Annotated in this window: 15 protein-coding genes, 1 tRNA gene and 1 pseudogene; 7 read left to right on the top strand and 10 right to left on the bottom strand. The window is 49.7% G+C overall.

Annotated features, from left to right (window positions below):
- Nucleotides 1-56 precede the first annotated feature (56 nt).
- From GPL15_RS25185 to GPL15_RS25195, 3 genes are all read left to right on the top strand, one after another.
- Nucleotides 57-797, top strand: a complete 741-nt coding sequence (locus tag GPL15_RS25185) for a GntR family transcriptional regulator (RefSeq protein ID WP_215701433.1) — start codon at nucleotides 57-59, stop codon at nucleotides 795-797.
- Between the two features lie 116 nt (nucleotides 798-913).
- The gene (locus GPL15_RS25190) at nucleotides 914-2242 is read left to right on the top strand and encodes an NCS2 family permease (protein WP_215701434.1); all 1329 of its coding nucleotides are present in this window, start codon (nucleotides 914-916) and stop codon (nucleotides 2240-2242) included.
- 15 nt (nucleotides 2243-2257) lie between these two features.
- On the top strand, nucleotides 2258-4018 hold the full coding sequence (locus tag GPL15_RS25195; protein ID WP_215701435.1) for an adenine deaminase C-terminal domain-containing protein: 1761 nt from the start codon (nucleotides 2258-2260) through the stop codon (nucleotides 4016-4018).
- Here the strand turns inward: GPL15_RS25195 and GPL15_RS25200 are convergent.
- The 4 genes from GPL15_RS25200 to dapA all read right to left on the bottom strand — a co-directional run bounded on the left by GPL15_RS25200 (nucleotide 4009) and on the right by dapA (nucleotide 7930).
- The gene (locus tag GPL15_RS25200) at nucleotides 4009-5619 is read right to left on the bottom strand and encodes a M56 family metallopeptidase (RefSeq protein ID WP_215701436.1); all 1611 of its coding nucleotides are present in this window, start codon (nucleotides 5617-5619) and stop codon (nucleotides 4009-4011) included. The two genes, GPL15_RS25195 and GPL15_RS25200, sit on opposite strands and share 10 nt — an antisense overlap.
- On the bottom strand, nucleotides 5612-5998 hold the full coding sequence (locus tag GPL15_RS25205; RefSeq protein WP_252198621.1) for a BlaI/MecI/CopY family transcriptional regulator: 387 nt from the start codon (nucleotides 5996-5998) through the stop codon (nucleotides 5612-5614). The genes GPL15_RS25200 and GPL15_RS25205 overlap by 8 nt, the downstream gene beginning before the upstream one ends.
- A 279-nt stretch (nucleotides 5999-6277) precedes the next feature.
- The gene (locus GPL15_RS25210) at nucleotides 6278-6961 is read right to left on the bottom strand and encodes a GntR family transcriptional regulator (protein ID WP_215701438.1); all 684 of its coding nucleotides are present in this window, start codon (nucleotides 6959-6961) and stop codon (nucleotides 6278-6280) included.
- 39 nt (nucleotides 6962-7000) lie between these two features.
- Entirely contained in the window at nucleotides 7001-7930 is a 930-nt protein-coding gene (gene dapA, locus GPL15_RS25215; RefSeq protein WP_215701439.1) for a 4-hydroxy-tetrahydrodipicolinate synthase, read from the bottom strand.
- A gap of 608 nt (nucleotides 7931-8538) precedes the next feature.
- Here dapA and GPL15_RS25220 point away from each other — a divergent pair.
- The gene (locus GPL15_RS25220) at nucleotides 8539-9099 is read left to right on the top strand and encodes a TetR/AcrR family transcriptional regulator (RefSeq protein ID WP_215701440.1); all 561 of its coding nucleotides are present in this window, start codon (nucleotides 8539-8541) and stop codon (nucleotides 9097-9099) included.
- Between the two features lie 36 nt (nucleotides 9100-9135).
- Nucleotides 9136-10497, top strand: coding sequence for an MATE family efflux transporter (locus tag GPL15_RS25225; RefSeq protein WP_252198622.1), 1362 nt, complete (start codon nucleotides 9136-9138; stop codon nucleotides 10495-10497).
- Here GPL15_RS25225 and GPL15_RS25230 read toward each other — a convergent pair.
- Nucleotides 10494-11837 carry an MATE family efflux transporter gene (locus GPL15_RS25230; protein ID WP_215701441.1) on the bottom strand — a complete coding sequence of 448 codons (1344 nt, stop codon included), beginning with the start codon at nucleotides 11835-11837 and terminating at the stop codon, nucleotides 10494-10496. The genes GPL15_RS25225 and GPL15_RS25230 overlap by 4 nt on opposite strands.
- 49 nt (nucleotides 11838-11886) lie before the next feature.
- A complete protein-coding gene (locus tag GPL15_RS25235; RefSeq protein WP_215701442.1) occupies nucleotides 11887-12552 on the bottom strand; it encodes a YkgJ family cysteine cluster protein in 666 nt (221 codons plus the stop codon).
- Nucleotides 12553-12709: 157 nt separating this feature from the next.
- Here GPL15_RS25235 and GPL15_RS25240 point away from each other — a divergent pair.
- A tRNA-Met gene (locus GPL15_RS25240) sits at nucleotides 12710-12783 on the top strand.
- 91 nt (nucleotides 12784-12874) lie between these two features.
- Here GPL15_RS25240 and GPL15_RS25245 read toward each other — a convergent pair.
- Together GPL15_RS25245 and GPL15_RS25250 are read right to left on the bottom strand one after the other, a co-directional pair.
- Nucleotides 12875-14896, bottom strand: a complete 2022-nt coding sequence (locus GPL15_RS25245) for a zinc-ribbon domain-containing protein (protein ID WP_215701443.1) — start codon at nucleotides 14894-14896, stop codon at nucleotides 12875-12877.
- Between the two features lie 49 nt (nucleotides 14897-14945).
- Nucleotides 14946-15497: a DUF3795 domain-containing protein gene (locus tag GPL15_RS25250; protein WP_215701444.1), complete on the bottom strand. Its 552-nt coding sequence runs from the start codon at nucleotides 15495-15497 to the stop codon at nucleotides 14946-14948.
- Between the two features lie 239 nt (nucleotides 15498-15736).
- Between GPL15_RS25250 and GPL15_RS25255 the strand changes: the two are divergent.
- A pseudogene (locus GPL15_RS25255) lies at nucleotides 15737-15892 on the top strand (flavin reductase family protein); the annotation flags it as partial.
- 351 nt (nucleotides 15893-16243) lie between these two features.
- Here GPL15_RS25255 and GPL15_RS25260 read toward each other — a convergent pair.
- Nucleotides 16244-16444: a hypothetical protein gene (locus tag GPL15_RS25260; RefSeq protein ID WP_215701445.1), complete on the bottom strand. Its 201-nt coding sequence runs from the start codon at nucleotides 16442-16444 to the stop codon at nucleotides 16244-16246.
- Between the two features lie 79 nt (nucleotides 16445-16523).
- Nucleotides 16524-18005: a hypothetical protein gene (locus tag GPL15_RS25265; protein WP_215701446.1), complete on the bottom strand. Its 1482-nt coding sequence runs from the start codon at nucleotides 18003-18005 to the stop codon at nucleotides 16524-16526.
- Between the last annotated feature and the right edge of the window lie 34 nt (nucleotides 18006-18039).

Genomic DNA, 18039 nt, shown 5'->3' on the forward strand with positions numbered 1-18039 from the left:
CAAACATGTTATATTGATTCTAAGGTACTACTTTAGAACAATAAAGGAAAACAGCTATGATTGAACCAGTAAATAAAAAGTCATTAAGCGACGGTGCAAAAGAAAATCTGAGAAATTATATACAGTCCCTGAACTCTAAATCTTCCTATAAGCTCCCGGCGGAAAATGATCTGGCGCAGCTATTGGGAATCAGCAGGAATACCATCCGCAGGGCGCTGAATGAATTGGAGCAGGAAGGGCTTGTGCTGCGGATTCACGGACGGGGCACCTTTGTCAACCCGGAAGCGCTTCAGATTAAAGTGAATCTCTGTCTCATGATGGAATTCGGCACAGTGATCCGCCGGTGCGGCTATGATTCCCATGTGCGGCTGTCTTCATTTTCCATCGATAAAGGGCTTGAGGAGGTCTGTCTCCAACTGAAAGCCGCCTCCGGCAGCAAACTGATCCGGATTGAACGGATCTATTATGCGGATAACCATCCGGCCATCGTCAGCGTCGGATACATGAAAGAGGATTTATTTGAGGAGATGCCTCCTGAAGAGGAATGGATGGAAACGCCCTACTTTTCCCTGCTGTCCCGGTACGCAGGCCGTGTGGTTGTCAGGGACAAGGTGGAACTGGAAGCCATAAGCCGGAAAAAGATGGCCCAATACCTGACAGGCGACCCCGCCCTTCTGAACGAATCGGTTCTTCTTTTGAAAGCCTGCAGCTTCGATCAGAAGAATGAACCAGTGATGTACGGAATGGCGTTTTATGATACGGATTATATCAGCTTCAATTTAATACGTAATGAATGAAACTAGTAACATGAGCGTTTACTAGTTTTCTTCATAGCAGTATAAAGAGGCTACCTTTAAACCTTGTGCATCTACCCGGACGGGTATGGCAAATAAAACAAATGGAGGAATAAGAAATGAAAACTCTCGAAAACATGTTTCACCTCAGGGAAAACAGGACGACCGTGCGTACAGAACTCCTGGCAGGCGCCACCACCTTCGCGACCATGGCTTATATCTGCGTTCTCCAGCCTCTCTACATGAAACAGGCAGGCATGGATGCCGTCGGCGTTTTGCTCTCCACCGCCCTGGTTTCCGGTTTGATTACCATGTTCATGGGCTGGTACAGCAATATGCCAATTGCCCTGGCCCCTGGAATTGCGTCCAGCGTGGTGCTGACATTTTCCATCGTACAGTCAGGGCTGGCAGCCTGGGAAACGGGCCTGGGCATGGTCATGATATCCGCCCTTCTGTTTTTGATTCTCAGCCTGTTTAACCTTCGGGAAAAGGTGGTGGCCCTGATTCCGAAAAACATCAAAGTCGGCATCAGCGCCGGGCTGGGTGTATTTATCATACGCACTGCGTTGGTAAATGCCAAACTGATCAATCCTGATTTCAGGGGATTTGGAAACCTGTCCGAACCATCCACAGCGCTGGCGGCAGTCAGCATTGTTCTCTGCCTGCTGCTCTATTTCGCGCGGATACGGTTAAACGGCAGAGAATACAAACTGCGCGCCTCCCTTCTGGTGACCATTATCCTGACCACCCTTATCGGAATTCCCATGGGAGTTACCCAGGTGCCGGGCAATGTATTTACACAGGGCGGACTGCGGGCTTTAGGCAATGTGGCGTTTAAGCTGGATCTTTTAGGAGCGCTGAAGCCACAATATGCGGCGTTTATCTTCGCATTTTTTATCAGCGATTTCTTCGGCACCCTGGCAACTGCTCTGGGGCTGGGCTCACAGATGGAGATGCTGGATGAAAACGGCAACCTGCCTGTAATCGGGAAAATATTTTTAGCCGATTCCATCGGTTCCGTAGTGGGCGCGTTTATGGGGCTGACCATTGTTACCAGTTACGTGGAAAGCGCGGCCGGCATCGAGGTGGGCGGAAAAACAGGGCTGTCCTCCATTTTCACCGGCCTGTTCTTTTTGGGCACCATGCTGTTTGCGCCCATATTCCTCATGATTCCCACAGCCGCCACAACTCCTGTGCTGATCATGATCGGCATTTCCATGATGCAGGGGTTAAAAACCGTAAATTATGAATCTACGGAATGGACGCCTGTGGCGATCCTGATCATGTCCACGCTGTTTTATGGTATTTCCCAGGGAATCGGAATCGGGCTGTTCGCATATTGCATGATAAAAACCGCCCATTACCTGTTTACCGGGGAACCCGGCCAGATGCCTTCGCTGATGACCTGGGCGTTTACAATTCTGGCCTGTCTTCAGTTTGTTTTATAGAAAAGGGGGATATCAATGAAAGCAGTACATAATAAAGACCGGAGCCGTCTGATCGCGGCAGTTCTGGGAAAAAGGCCGGTGGACTTAACCATTGAAAACATACGCCTTGTAAATGTGATCACAGGGGAAATCTACCCTGCTTCCGTGGATATCGCCGACGGAATGATCGTTATGGTGAGGGATAACAGCGACGGGACATGCCCCTACGCCCTGGAACGGTTTGACGGTGAGGGAAAATATCTGATTCCCGGTTTTATCGACACTCACGTCCATGTGGAGAGCACTATGATGGTTCCTGAGAATTTTGCAAGAGCGGTTCTGCCCTGGGGCACCACCACCGTGGTATCCGATCCCCATGAAATAGCCAATGTAATGGGTGTTGAGGGGGTGATGTTTATGCTGGAAAACGCCAAAAAGGCTCCTCTGAGGCATTATATGCTGGCCTCGCCCTGTGTGCCTTCGGTACCGGGCAAAGAGGACAGCGGCTGCGAATTTACGGAAAAAGAAATCGGTTTTCTGCTGGATCAGCCGGGAATTATCGGGATTGCCGAATTGATGAACTATGTGGATATCTGCCATGACGACCAGAGGATGCACCGGATCATCGAAGAGGGGATCAAGCGGGGGGCATTTTTACAGGGACACGCGCCCAGGCTCAGAGGCAGCCTTTTAGCCGCCTACAGGCTGGCGGGGCCGGTCAGCGATCACGAATGCAGAAGCGGTGAAGAAGCGAAAGAAAAAACGAGAATCGGCATGCATGTCAACCTGAAAACCAGTTCTCTGTCCAATCACCTGCCGGAAGCGTTGAAAGGGGTTAAAGAACAGCGTTGGAATGACAATGTTTCCCTGTGTACCGACGATGTCCACGCCCAGGTGATCCACACAGAAGGCCATTTAAACCGGGTGGTTGGAAGGGCGGTCACATATGGAGCCGATCCGGTGGAAGCCATCCGGTTTGCCACCTACAATGCGGCCAGGGAATACGGTTTTGAAGACTTGGGCGCCATTGCGCCCGGATACGCCGCAGACCTGCAGCTGGTGGACCAACTGGACGGCAGACGCCCCGCCTGTGTATGGATCGAGGGCAGAATGATCAGCCGGGAAGGACGGCTGATCTGGAACCAGGCCCCTTCCCCTCTGAAACAGCTATCTACGGTTCATTTGTCTTACCTGAAAACACCGGATGATTTCCTGTTAAAAGCGCCGGATGACAGGGCCGAAACGCTGGTCATCCACAGCCGGTGTGACGGGCCGTTTAACAGGGCGTTTTATGAAAAACTCCCCATAGAAAACCGCTGCGTGGATCTGTCCGCTGATCCGGATCTGGCCTATGTCTGCGTATGCAACAGGCATGGGAAAGAGCAGAAAACCATCTCTGTGATCCGCGGATTCGGGGTCAGGGCAGGGGCATTTGCCGCTACGGTGGCCCATGACTGCCACAATCTGGTGGTGATTTACCGGAACGCGGCAGACGCTCTCCTGGCGGCGCAGAAGATAGAAGAAATGGGAGGCGGTTTCGCATACGCCGAAGGCGGCGAAATCATCGGCTCCCTCCCTCTCCCAATCGCTGGAATCATGTCCCCTCTCACCTGTGATCAGCTGGCTGAACAGGTAGGGGAAATGGAACGCATCGTGGGAGAACGGTGCAGCGGAAACTGGCTGTTAAAACATGCCACCATCTGCCTGGCAGCCCTTCCCGGCGCTGTTATCACAGACCGGGGAATCGTGGACGGGGACAGCCAGGACTTTCTGAAACAGTTTAGAACTCAGGACTGAGGCTTCCTGCTCACTTCTATAGAAGTATCCGGCAGCACATCATCCAGGCCGTTGACGAACTCCTTAAAATTCTGGAGCGACTCACCGGCCTGTGCCAGTTCCTCTTTGGAAATATATTCCTCCATGCTCTCCTCCCGGCTGATTTTAAATGCGCAGAACGTGAATTCCGGCGTCTCTTCCCCGGCGCTCAAATTCACTTCCAGATATCCGGCGTTATCCACAAGGCAGAACAGGATCGCGGCCTGTTTGTAAAATGGTTTCAGGCTGATTTCTCCCTGCCCTGCGTACTGTTCCCAGTCGTTCACTTCCAGATTGACCTTTACGCCATAGGGTTCCTTATCCGTAAACAGCTCAAATCCTTTATAATCCAGATAAGGGGAAACTCTGAGCAGCATATTTCCAACCGCGCTGTTATTCCCGATATAAGGGGTTTTCCATTTCCAAAGGCTGTCCATGGTTTCCTCGGACAAAGCGGCCTCCGACAGGGAAGTCCTCTCTGTGGCATTTCCCGCCGATGGGCCTTCAGCCCTGGTTCCGTTTTCCCGGCCGCAGGCGACCAGTGTTCCCAGTAAAATTACAACGGCAGCGGTCAAAACTGCCAACAGCCTTCCGCTTCTTTTTGTTTTCTCATCCATAATATTGTTAAATCTCCTTTTTAAAATTTCCTTTTCGCCGCTAAAATGCGAAGATAACCGGGTTTTTACCCCTCTGCTTTCCGTGATGCATCTGAGAATTGCCCTGCTGTAATCCCTGCGGGCTGTCTCCGGGCAGCTCATCACCACCAGGCTGTCGCAGGAAAGTTCCATGTCCCGTTCAGCGCAGACCGCCATCCAATGGACGGCCGGATTGAAGAAATGTATGCTGCGAGCCGCCATGAGAAGGAACTTATAAACCAGATCCCGCCTTTTGTAATGGATCAATTCATGTTTAAAGACATAATAATCCTTCTCATCCAGGCTCAAAGAAGATACATAAATGGCTGGATGGATCACCCCGATGCAAAACGGCGCCGGAAGTCCCGGGCAGTATTTGAGCTGGGGCGGCTTTTTAAGTCCCAATTCCCGGCAGACGCTCTGGTAACAGGTGATCATTCCATTGTCTGCAGCCGGTTCCTCCCACCGTCTCAGTTTCTGTCTGAATATCATGTAGGAAACCAGGTTCCAAAGAATATAAAAAACAGCCCCGGCGGCCCAGACCACCGACAAAATACCGCTGATCTGATACCTCCACAAGCGGGCTCCGGCTTCCGTTAAGACCCTGTACTCTGCCCTGTCCCTTCCGCCATGAGCCTCCAGACCCGTAGTTTGAACGTTAACTTCCCCATTCATCCGGCTGTCCAAACCATCATTTCGTCTTTCCATCCCTGCCGTATACACAGCCGCCCCCAGGGTTCCGGCCAGCCGGTCCACAGAAACCGGGGCCTGGGATAATGCGGCATTCCACGGCAGGGCTAACCGGAGGATGACCACCAGCCATAACAGGTATCTGCCTTTTGCTCCGTAAACGGCTCCGATCAGCCGGGAACAGAGCATAATCAGGAAAATGACTGCCGTACAGGCAGCGGACACCTCCAGCACATTCCAAAATATCGTTCTAATCATCGGCTCCCCCTGTATTCTTCTCAATAAACCTGGCCAGTTCCTCCAAATCGTCATCCGTAATATTCCTGCTCTTATAGAGGGAGGCTACCAGTTTGGTTATGGAGCTGTTATTGATCCGCTCAAGAAAATTTTTATTCTCAAAGGCCACATACTCCTCCTCTTCCACCAGCGTTTCGTAATACTTATTCTTCCCCTCTTTATAAGTTTTTAAAAATTTCCTGTCAATCAGCCGGTTTAACAGGGTTTGAAGGGCGGATACGTTCCACGGACGTTTTTCGTCCAGAACTTCTTTGATCCGGGAAGTGGATATGGGGGTTCCCTCTTTCCAGATCACTTTCATAATCTCTAATTCCGTATCAGGCAGCTTCACTAATTTCATAATAAAAACCATCTCCTACAATTGTATGATATCAATATCATACAATTGTAGGAGATGGTTGTCAACCCTAAAATATATTTAACCGTTTTTTCGAATGTGAACATTTCTTCTACAATAAAAGTAGTCATCCGGACACCCGAAAGGCACCGCTTACCCTTGACGGAGGGGTTAAACTGCTGTCAAATTGTCTGACACTCTACTTTGCCGGAGTAAGCACAAAAGTAAACTTTTTTTAATAGCGGCCGCAGACATCCGGAAAACTGCCCCGTCTAACCCATTTTACTTCCCATCAAAATACTGAGGGTATTTATCCCTCATAAGGTCCCGGTTTTCTATATATCTCCTCATATGCTGCCTGGCAATCCCATAGGCCTTTTCCTCGTCCTTCTCTTCGATGGCATCCACCAGCTGCTCATGATCCGATAAGATCACGCTGGTGGGCCTGCACCGGAAACTGAGGATGATTGTCCGGTCGAACTGGGGGGAAATGGATTCCACCAGCTCATTCCAGTATTTTTTACGGCACATGGAATAGAGCATGGAGTGAAATTCCTTATCCAGCTTGAGAATCTTCTGTTCATTTTTCTTTTCCATATAATAACGCCATACGGCTATATTTTCCCTCAGACGGTCAATCTGCTCCCCATTCAGCATGGCGCAGGCTGATTTGGCCAGCTCCGATTCCAGCACACACCGAAGGCTTCTCACCTCTTCCACCAGCTCCGGATCGATATAGGACACATAAGTCCCCCGTTTCGGATAGATATCGATCAAATGTTTCTGGCTCAATTCCAGCACCGCCTCGCGGATCGGGGTGCGGCTGACCTGAAACTGGCTGCAGAGTTCATTTTCCATGATCTTTTCGCCCGGTTCCAGATTGATATTCACGATGTTGTGGACCAATACCCTGGTCACATATGTTTTAGTTGATTCTCCCGCCTGTTCTTCCAACAATTCAATCACGGTATTTTCCCTCACTTCTGTTTTATAAGGCTTATTTTATTATAAGGAAGCCTCATTTGCAACCGCAGAAGGGGAAAATGAAGAAATCAGCCCGTGTTTTTCCATGATTTTCCTCAGTTCTTCCTTCCGCTCCCCGTCAAAGGGAATTAAAGGCAGGCGGCAGAAATCCCCGCAGATTCCCATCATGCTGAGCGCTGATTTCACTGGAATGGGGTTCACATCGCTGAACAAAGCGTTCATAAGATCCAGCAGGGACAGTTGAAGCCTTCTGCTCTTTCCCACTTTCCCGCTGAAATAATGACAGCAGAGATCGTGCATTTCTTCCGGCATCAGATTGCCTAAAACAGAGATCACCCCGTGCCCTCCCAGCGCTAAAACAGGCAGGGTCTGGTTGTCATTCCCTGAATACAGGTCCAGCCGGCCTTCGCATAATCCCGCTGTTTCAGCGATCCGGGCAAAGTTGCCGGACGCTTCCTTTATCCCGCAAATATTGGGATGGGCGGACAGTTCCAGATAAGTTTCCGGATTGATATCCATCCCCGTACGGCTGGGCACATTGTAGATGATCATAGGAAGATCCACGCTGTCGCCAATGGCCGTAAAATGCTGTACCAGCCCCTTTTGAGATGTTTTGTTATAATAGGGAGTCACCAGCAACAGGCCGTCCGCCCCCAGGTTTTCCGCTTCTTTCGACAAAAATATGGAATGGGCCGTGTTATTGCTTCCCGTCCCCACGATCACCGGAATCCTGTGATCCACATATCTTATTACATATTCGGCCAGAGCGATGATCTCCCAGTCCTCTAAGACTGCGCTCTCTCCAGTGGTTCCTGCGGCGATAATGGCATCCGCGCCGTGGCCGAGCTGGAATTCCAGCAGCCTTCCAAGGGAAACAAAATCAATATTTCCCGATTCATCCATAGGCGTTACAATGGCGGTTCCCACACCTTTAAAAATTGTATTTTTCACATTTCACCCAACCCATTCTAACAATATATACTAATAGGATATGTTCGTTTTTCTCATTTCGTAACCGTTCAGACAAGTCTGAACGGTTACGCATCCTCTATGTTTTCGTACGGTCTGCGCAGTAAATGCGCAGACCTGTCTGAACGGTTGTTTTTGTTCACAGCCCACGCTGGCGGACCTGGCCTGGCGGCCGTGCCGCTTTGCGGGGCTCCGCCTTCCGCCGTTTGAACGATTTTTGCAGGCCCATCGACAACTCTTAGACTGGAAGGGGATAGAAATAAAGGGGAAAACCTGACCTTCAAAGTCAGATTTTCAGAGGACCTGAATCGAGAAGGCCTTCAGGGCTTCTTGATGAATGTCATCGGTCCCCTTATTTCTATCCCCTTCCGGTCTTAGAGTTGTCCTGGCCGAAACTATGAGTTCAAACGGCGGAAGACGGAACCCCGCAAAGCGGCACGGCCGCCAGGCCGGGTCCGCCAGCATGGGCTGTGAACGGTTACCTCATTTTATACTATGTACAAACTGCCGTCTTGACGAACTAACACTATTAGTTTATACTCACTTTAAAACTAATAGTGTTAGTTAACAGGAAAGGAGGGGTCTGAGCTATGGCGCGAAAAGGATTGACGGAAGACATCATCATCGAAACCTCAGCCAGGCTGATTGCTGAGAACGGTTATCAAAACTTCTCTCTTCATGGGCTGGCCGCAGAATTAGGGATAAAAACAGCCTCCCTTTACAACCATATTCCCAATTCCAAAAAGCTGGTGGCAAAAGTCGGTGAAAGGGTTCTTCACAATCTCAAACAGTCCATCCGTGACGCCACAGAGGGAAAAATGGGTCTGGACGCCGTCGAAGCGCTGGCTGCCGCTTACCGCCGGTTCGCCCTGGAAAACCCGGAACTCTACCAGCTCATTCTTTTGATCCCTGAATTGGATGACGACGATTTTTCCAATGCCGGACGGACGCTGATGGCGGATCTCTACGGCAAGCTGTCGCCATTCTGCCCGTCAAGGGAAGAACAGGTCCATGCCGGACGGATGCTGCGAAGCTGCATGCATGGTTTCATATCGCTGGAGCACGCCGGATTTTTCAGGTCTTCGGTAGAGATTGAAGACAGCTACCGCTATGTCATCCATTCATTTATCCAAATGCTGGAAAGCAAATAATTAAAAAAAGCCGCAAAGGCGGCGGAATGTGAGGTTATGATGAATACAGAACTGCAAAAGCAGAAATTCCGTCATATGACTGAGGACCCGGTGGAAAAACTGGTGTGCAGTATGGCGGTTCCTTCTATTATCAGCATGCTGGTGAGCGCTTTTTACAATATGGCGGATACATTTTTCGTTGGTAAGGTCAGCACCCAGGCGACGGCCGCCATCGGCGTCGTATTTCCCTATATGGCCCTGATCCAGGCCGTATCCTTTTTCTTCGGCCACGGTTCCGGAAACTATATCTCCCGGGCCCTGGGACGCCAGGAGACAAAAGACGCGGAGAAAATGGCGGCAAATGGTTTCTTTTCCGCGCTGATCTTTGGCCTGCTTCTTTTAACGCCATGCTTTTTACTGATGAATCCCCTACTAACCGGCCTGGGCGCCACCGACACGATCCTGCCGGATGCCCGCAGCTACTTCAAATACATACTGCTGGCAACCCCATTCATGATGTGCTCTCTCGTCATGAATAACCAGATGAGGCTGCAGGGCAACGCCAGAAAAGCCATGGTCGGCATTTCAACAGGGGCCATTTTAAATATCATCCTGGACCCGCTGCTGATCTTTGGCCTGAAAATGGGCGTCAGCGGAGCCGCACTGGCCACCGCCGTATCCCAGTTCACCAGCTTTCTGATCCTGCTCCACATGAGCGGACAGGGAGACGGGGTTAAAATACACTGGAAAGCATTTTCCCCTTCTGTCCGTGCATACAGAGAGATTATCGCAGGCGGCCTGCCTTCGCTCTGCCGCCAGGGGCTGGCCAGCATTGCAACCATCTGCTTAAACCAGGCAGCCGGATTTTACGGGGATTCGGCAATCGCCGCATTTTCCGTTGTCAACCGGATTACCATCATCTCGTCTTCCGCCCTTTTAGGCTTCGGGCAGGGATTCCAGCCTGTATGCGGGTTTAATTACGGCGCCAAGCTGTATGAACGGGTTAAAAAGGCATTTTGGTTCTGTATCCGGGTTTCCACTGTGGCTATGAGCACTCTCGGTATTTTCGGCTTTATCTTCGCGGAATCCATCGTCCGGTTATTCCGCGCCAATGACCCGGAACTCATCCGCATAGGCGCCCAGGCCCTCCGCTATCAGAGCCTGGTATTCCCGTTTCTGGGCTGGGTGACGATCACCAACATGTACCTTCAGACTACCAGAAAAACAGTGAGGGCTTCCGTCCTGTCCATGTCCCGGCAGGGAATTGTGTTCATACCGGTGCTTTTTACCGCCATTCATTTTCTGGCTTTAAAAGGGATTCAGATGACGCAGCCCATATCCGATATCCTGACCTTCTGCATCGCGGTTCCATTTGGCCTGTCGGCGCTTCACGAGGTAAAGGAAGAGGGAAAGAGCTAATGCGTGTTTGAAGCCTGCTTTTCCATCCTGATAAAATACCATACGCACAGGATGATCTGCAGAAATGTGGAACACGGGGTTGCCAGCCCAATGCGGAACAAGGATACCGGCACGATCCGGCTCATCAGATAGGAAACCGGAATCCTGACGCCGAAGGCCCCCGCGATCCCCTGGATCATGACAAATCCTGTTTTTCCGCATCCGTTGAAATAGCCGGTAAAGCAGAACATGAAGGAAACCAGCAGACAGTCGATGGCATATGCCTTCAGATAATCGGCGGCGGCAGCCACCACCTCTGTCTCACGGTTAAAGACGCCCGCCAGAATATCCCCGTGGAAAAATGAAAACCACGCCAGAAATACCCCCACTCCCAAAGAGGTTAAAATTCCGTAAGCCAGAGCCCGCTTTGCCCGCTCCGGCTTTTTTGCTCCCACATTCTGAGCCACGAATGCGGAAATGGACTGCATATAGGCGGATGGAACCAGCAGAATAAAGCCGCAGATTTTCTCCGCAACTCCCACTCCCGCCGAAGGAACAACGCCCAGTTCATTTACAATGGCCGTTATGGCTAAAAATGAAATGGATACCAGCATGTCCTGGAACGCGATTGGGAACCCCAGCTCCACCACTTTTCTGATGATCTGCTTTTCAAACCGGACGCATTTTTTTGAGAATTCAAAGGGAAGCCCCTGTTTCCTTATAATGAGCAGGGACAAAAGCACGCTGACTGCCTGGGCCATTACGGTCGCGGCGGCAGCTCCGGCAGCGGCCATGTGAAACACGCCCACCAATATAAGATCTCCAATGATGTTCATCACACAGGCAATGGCCACAGTGATAAGAGGCATTCTGGAATTGCCCATACCGCGGAAAATGCTGCCCAGCACATTATAAGCCACAATAAATATGGAACCCATGGCGCAGATTCTGATATACATCACCGTGCTGGCAAAGGCCGCATCCGGGGCTTTCATCAGCCGCGCCACCGGAACCGCCAGTATCTGCATGAGAATCATAATGACAACGCCGATCAGGGCAAAGAGGCAGATGCTGGCTCCCACCACCCTTCCGGCCTCCTCGTTCTTCTTCTCTCCGATCTTCTGCCCCAGAAGTATGGTGGTTCCCATGGCCAGTCCCACAATGGCGCCTGTGACCGTCTGCATGATCCAGCTTCCTGTGGATACCGCTGATATTTCAGCCGCTGTGCTGAACTGGCCCACGATCAGCATATCCACCGCGCCGTACATGGTCTGTAAAAAGATTGCAAACAGCACCGGAAGCGCAAATTTAACCAACGCAGGCAGGATACTGCCTTCTGTAAAATTCTGACTTTTTTTCATTTTTCTCCCCTAATCCTAAGCTTTTTTGCATAAGCATGCGCTGGGAATTTCAAATTCTCAACTGCGTTCCTGCCTCAGCCAGCCTCTCCGAAAATTGTTCATAGAAATCAACATCCTTTTTATAAGGCGTCATAAAAAATGAGTTCAGAACAAATAGGCTGATCTTTTTAGCGTTTTCCTGCCCCGGATTCTGCGCCGCCAGTTCCTGAAGCCGGACCAGGAAATAATGCCAGTCCGTAATGAATTGTTCATTCTTTTTCACGTCCGGCGTATCAATCCATTTGCGCACCTTTACTTTTGTTTTATTCTCTTTTCTGCACTCGTGAACCTGTAAAAAATACTGGAATCCCCGGCCGTCGTAATATCTTCCCAGGGGGAAAATGCGGCAGATTCCGGGGCGGAATTCATGAATGGTACAGCGGCCGTTTTCACTTAAAAAGGAACACCGCCCTGTTTCCCCGCTCATTTTAAGGTTGGGCAGAATGATTCCGTCCACCACATTTAATTCAATCCGCTCTGCCAGCAGTTCTTCAAATGTCTTTTGAAGGTTTACGGTAAGCCTGTGTACGTCAAGCGGGTCCAAAAGAATGGATGATCCCATTCCCTGACAGCAGGCAGAACAGCCCTGGCAGTCATTGCAGTCCGCTTTTACCATATCATTTAACCCATACAGCTTTCCATCTGATATTTCTTTAAGATCCACTTCTCGTCTCATCTGCTTCGTTCATCTCCTACAATCCATTATTTTCCATACCGGATTTTGATCACAATGGGTATATTCTAACACAAATGAGGTTAAGTTACAAATAATTACAAAAAAATCTATTGACTTTTTTCCAAATTTATGCAATACTATTTGACGGATCATTTGTGGCGGAATAGCTCAGCTGGCTAGAGCACACGGTTCATACCCGTGGTGTCGTTGGTTCAAGTCCAATTTCCGCTACTACAAAAGCCCTGCAGTAACTTGACTGCGGGGCTTTTTTTGTGAACCAATAACTCCTCTAAAGGGCTTTGACCGGACGGGTGCCGGCCTTTTAACGGATTGGGCTGGCCAATGCCGGAAGCTTAGGCGGGAAGGGAACCTTCCTCAAATATTTCGTCCGGTCGGAAATCTTTACTGCATGGGGCCGGTCCGTCCAGTACACACTTTTCGAGGAGCCGGGGGTGTAGGAATCCGGGCCGTTCTGGTTCTTAGAGTGATCCCATTTTCCGGCGATCTGAGGATATATGGTTTCCAGATCATTGAAACCTTTTAGAACCGCTTTATTCTTACAATACGGGCAGCCGGAATGGCTGTTGGTGCGGCTGTTGGGGCTTGCGGCCCATTGATGGACAAATTCTTTTCCGTCTTTTAGGACTGTATGAATCCAGAAAACCCTTTTATCGTATCCATAGGATATTTTATCCGGGAAAATGGACAGCTTCTCATTTCTCCCATAATCCCACTCCCCCAACAGCTCCTTGTGGGTGGTGGCCAGATCATTGATTCCGGATATGATCACTTTTCCGGAACAGACCGGACAGCCGGAGGAACCGCCTTTTCTGATGTTACGGTTACTCACCATCGTATTCAGGGACGCCTCCCATTCATGGCGGACTCCATTTACCACGTGAAACCAGCAGGCCGGCTCGTGCGAATAGCGGGTGAGTTCTGACGGATGGCGTCTATTCTTTTCAAAATCCCAGCACGCCAGCAGTTCCGGTTCCAGGGATTCAAAGTCATTATCCCCTGCTAAAATCCTTTTTCCCGCACAGAAAGGGCATCCTTCGCCGGAGGCCCGTTTTGCAAAACTGGCTTTCCATGTATGGATGATTCCGGCTTGGGTGGTGTGGCACCAGACGGCCTCCACCGCGCTGAATGGCAAAAATCCGTAGGGCGACAGATTGCCGTTGTGCTCTTTGTCAAACTGCTCCGCCAATTGGGGAAACCTGGTTCCAAAGCTCTTTTCATACAGGGCCTGACTCCATTGCTCCCTGACCGCATATTCATCTTTTTCAACCGAGACTTCACATCTGAGTTCCAGGTTCAGGGTTTGTCCGACCTCACGAAACAGGACCGGCAGCACATCGTTCATATGTAAATTGGACTTTTTTTTGGCAGGAAAGCGGATTTCCCTTCCGCAAACTGAGATTTCCGCCAGGCTGCTGTCCTCGGTCAGGCCAAAGAGCAGGATTTCATCCTTTTTGGCCTGCTGCCTCTTTTTCTTATCCAACTCCTTCTTTTTTGCCGCAGCATGGGCCCATTCGCCGGAATATTCGATGCCCAGCATTTTCCCGTTGATGTCATAGATCAGAACATCAATTTCATAGCCAAGGGATACGTCCCTGTTTACGATCTTTTTGCCGGGAAATGCCTTTTTCATATAAAAAAGGACGGCCTGTTCGCAGAATGATGTGGACGCGTATTCATGGCATTTGGGGCAGCCCGACTTTAAATTGGTCCTGGCGTTGGGGGTACACCGCCACTCGTGGCCGCACCGGCTGCATTTCCACCATTTCTTCCGGTTGCATCCAAAGGAGATTTCCTCTGCCCTCTCTTCATTCCGCTCCATATATTCGGCTGCCAGCCGGGGATGGGTGGATTTTAAATCATTAAATCCCGGATATATGGCAAAACCGCTCAAATAGGGGCAGCCGCTCCCCCTCACACGGCCCTGGACAGATGCCTGCCAGCTCAATTCGTATTCTTTCCCCTCTCTCTCAACAGTCATTTTCCACCAATATTTTTTCTGGGTGCCAGACGGCACCTGATTGGCGGACAGAGAGTTTTTCCGGTCATCCCATTCGGCTGCCAGCCGGGGATGCATGGACTGGAAATCATTAAAACCGGACAGCAGTTTTTTCACCGGCCTGGTCAAATAGGGGCAGCCGGATTTATTCTGGGTGCGGTTCCACACGCTGGTTTCCCAGCGCAGTTCCCACATCTTCCCAAACCGCTCTTCATAGCGGATCCAGCAGGCCCGTTTACAGCAGGTGTACCGGATATTGTCCGGAGTCATGCCTTTATTCCTGATATAATCCCATTCTTTCAAAAGATGTTCCTGTTTATTTTCCATGCACCATTCATATAACGACAGCGACTGTAATGATTTATCTTTCATATGCTCAACGGGGCTTTTTGCGGAGTTTTATCTCCACATTTTTCTGAACAGCCATGGATTGGAAGGCGTTTACGGCTTTTAAGGCTTTCTCTTTTACCGGCTGAGAGGCATTTTCCTGTCCGTCAGTTATCTCTGACATTACGGCCCTGAGATCCTGGATTTCCAGCAGATTGACCGCAGCGCAGAAAAACCCCTTCCGTCTCCCGTCATTATATTCGGTCAGCAGCCGCTCTAACATCTCCATTTTTTCTTTCTGTTCCGCCTGATAGGAATCAGGCCCGATGTTTTGGAACCTCTGAAAATCCTTCCTGCGGTTTTTATGCGTGATAAATGAATCAAATTCATCGATTCCCTCGTATCTTACACAGGGGTACTCCGGGCATTGAAAACAATAGGAAACTCCTTGATGGGCCAAACTGCACCTTGCGATGGCACACGTCTGGTTGCCTTCTCCCCCTCCGCAGCCGGGACAGTATTTATTAAGTTTCATCGGGCAAAGCCCGCAGTTCAGACCGCAAAGAGAAAATAATAAATCGTCCCTTGTAAAATTTTTCATTCAATTGATCCTCCGCTCCTATGTAATTTTACTTTTATTTTATGCCGTTTACAATCAGACAGACGGATAACTGAGCAGTTGCCTGACCTGATGCCTGACCGTTTGTCCGACCAACTGCCTGAGAAAACAGTTTCCGGCAATCGAATCCTTGATTGATGTTTCCACTATATTCAGCTATAATTATATCATTATTTTTCCAGCGATGTGCTGACTTCAAATAAAAAGGAGGAAAATAGACATTGAATTTTAAAGAAATAACACCGGAAGAACTGAATTTTAACCCATTTACAAAGATCGGAAAAGAATGGATGCTGATTACCGCTGGAGATGCCAACGGTTTCAATACCATGACAGCCAGTTGGGGCGGTGCCGGTGTTCTCTGGAACAAAAATGTATCCGAATAAAGATTATCATACCATGTATATCGGAGAAATCCTGAAGGTTTACATCAAAGAATAAGCCATCTTTTTAACCTAAAGGGAATATAAATCAATATGCTATTTTTAACTGTTTTCCCCAATTTGAGAACATCCATTTTGTTGACTTTCAATGTAAAAAAGGCTGCTTAAAATAACCGTTTTTAATTAATACCCACTCGCTGCCAAAACTACATTCCACAAATTTGGCCTGAGAAAACCAGCAGAAAAGCGGTAGGAGGCGGCGGCCGGAGGGCCGGATTTTTGGTTGTGGCCGGGCAGGACAAAATCCTGCGGGGATGAAGGCCATCTGGAAATCGTTAGGGAAAATTAGGCTGCAGGGATGGAAAAAGACGGGCAGAAACTGAAAACCAAATCAGTTTCTGAGATGCCCACTGAACGGTGAAGTCCCATAAAGAGTTCACCGTGAATGGGCATCGGACCGTCTTTTTCCATCCCTGCAGCCTTAGTTTCACTTACGGTTGGAAGCCGGCCTTCATCCCCGCAGGATTTTGTCCTGCCCGGCCACAACCAAAAATCCGGCCCTCCGGCCGCCGCCTCCCACCGCTTTTCTACGTAATTCTCACAACTAAATTTCCTGCGTTCCCCCTTAACACACCACCGCAATAGCAGTAAATGTAATCCACATCAATCCAATCCCCATCAGCATCACCGGCACCCCATGTGTCCAGATGAAGCCGGGCCTTTTAATATATCCCGGTTTCCCCAGCAAAAGCGGCGCGGGGCCCGCGGATGCCATGGTTAAAAATGCAAAGAAACAGGAGCAGGCCAGAGCCGCGCCGATAACAGAACCGTTATACCCGTTAACAGTAGCATAAATGACCACAAACGGAGATACCAGACTGCCGATAATCAGGCCCGTAGCCAGGTTTGAGAAGAAGTTGGTGATAACCGTAGCGGTTCCAACCAGCACCAGCATGAATACCGGAAACGCCATATCTTCAAACAGCGGCCCCAAAAGGACAGACAGCCACGTCTTAACTCCCAGATCATTATTGCTCAGCATAGCCCCAACCGCCGTAAATGCGGCGATCGCCAGCACCACGCCCCAAAAGATCTTTCCAAACAACTGCTCCGGATTGACCACCGGTTTATTATCCACTTTAAACAGACAGATAATCGATACCATGAGAGCAAACCACAGCGGCTGCCCGATTCCGCTGAACCAGCCGTAAAAGCCGGTGGATTTGGGAATAAACAGAAGCAGAATGGAATACATCATGCCGCACAAAACCACCAGGCTCACCAGTTTCTGTTGTTTTGTAATTCTCAGATTCTGCATCCCCTCCATTTTCGTGATGTCAAAGGATTTTAATCTGCTCATGTCGATGCGGAATATGTAAAGGGAGAACAGGTTGAATGCAATGACATACAGTGCGAAAAATATGGTAATGCTGATCATATAAATGGCGAAATTTAACTCGAATCCCAGCGCGGCCAGAGGTTCCATAATGCTGTTGAATATGGAGAGGGCAATCCCCTTAAACGGCAGCAGGGATGAACCGATCATGGCGCTGGTCTGCAGCCCCAGACAGGTGATCATATGCCAGTCGCTGTCCTCCTCGTAACCGATGGTATCCTTTATGTAATCCTGTATCGTATAGGCCAGGATCAGGCCTCCAACCGTGCCCACAAATGCCCCCAGACAGAACACCGCAATCATAAATGAGGCGCTGAACAAAAATGGCCTTCCCTGGATTTTTCTCCGGCTGATGATCCATTTCGCAAAGAATTCCCCCGCTCCGGTGATAATAAGAGCCTGGCACAGGGCATAGCAGAAAAACAACTGCACGATGGTTGCCGAACCAAATGTGCTGGTTAACAGGGTTGCAGAAGTATAAAAACCCGACATCAGGCTGGCCGCCATGGACAGGATACAGCTTGGAATCAGGTTAAATCCCATGACGATCATCCAAACCGTCCCAATGAAAATACCGATAGCGGTAATCCCCTGGCGGGTGATTCCGCCCCACGACGGACATATGAATCCAAAGCCAAACAGAAAGAAAATACCCACAACCATTTTCCAAACATATGATATAAAACTCTGTTGCTTTTTATCCGCAGACATCTATAATCCCCCTCTCCGCTTCACCACAAAGCCG

This window comes from Clostridium sp. MCC353 (assembly GCF_018785315.1).
Classification (GTDB): Bacteria; Bacillota; Clostridia; order Lachnospirales; family Lachnospiraceae; genus CHH4-2.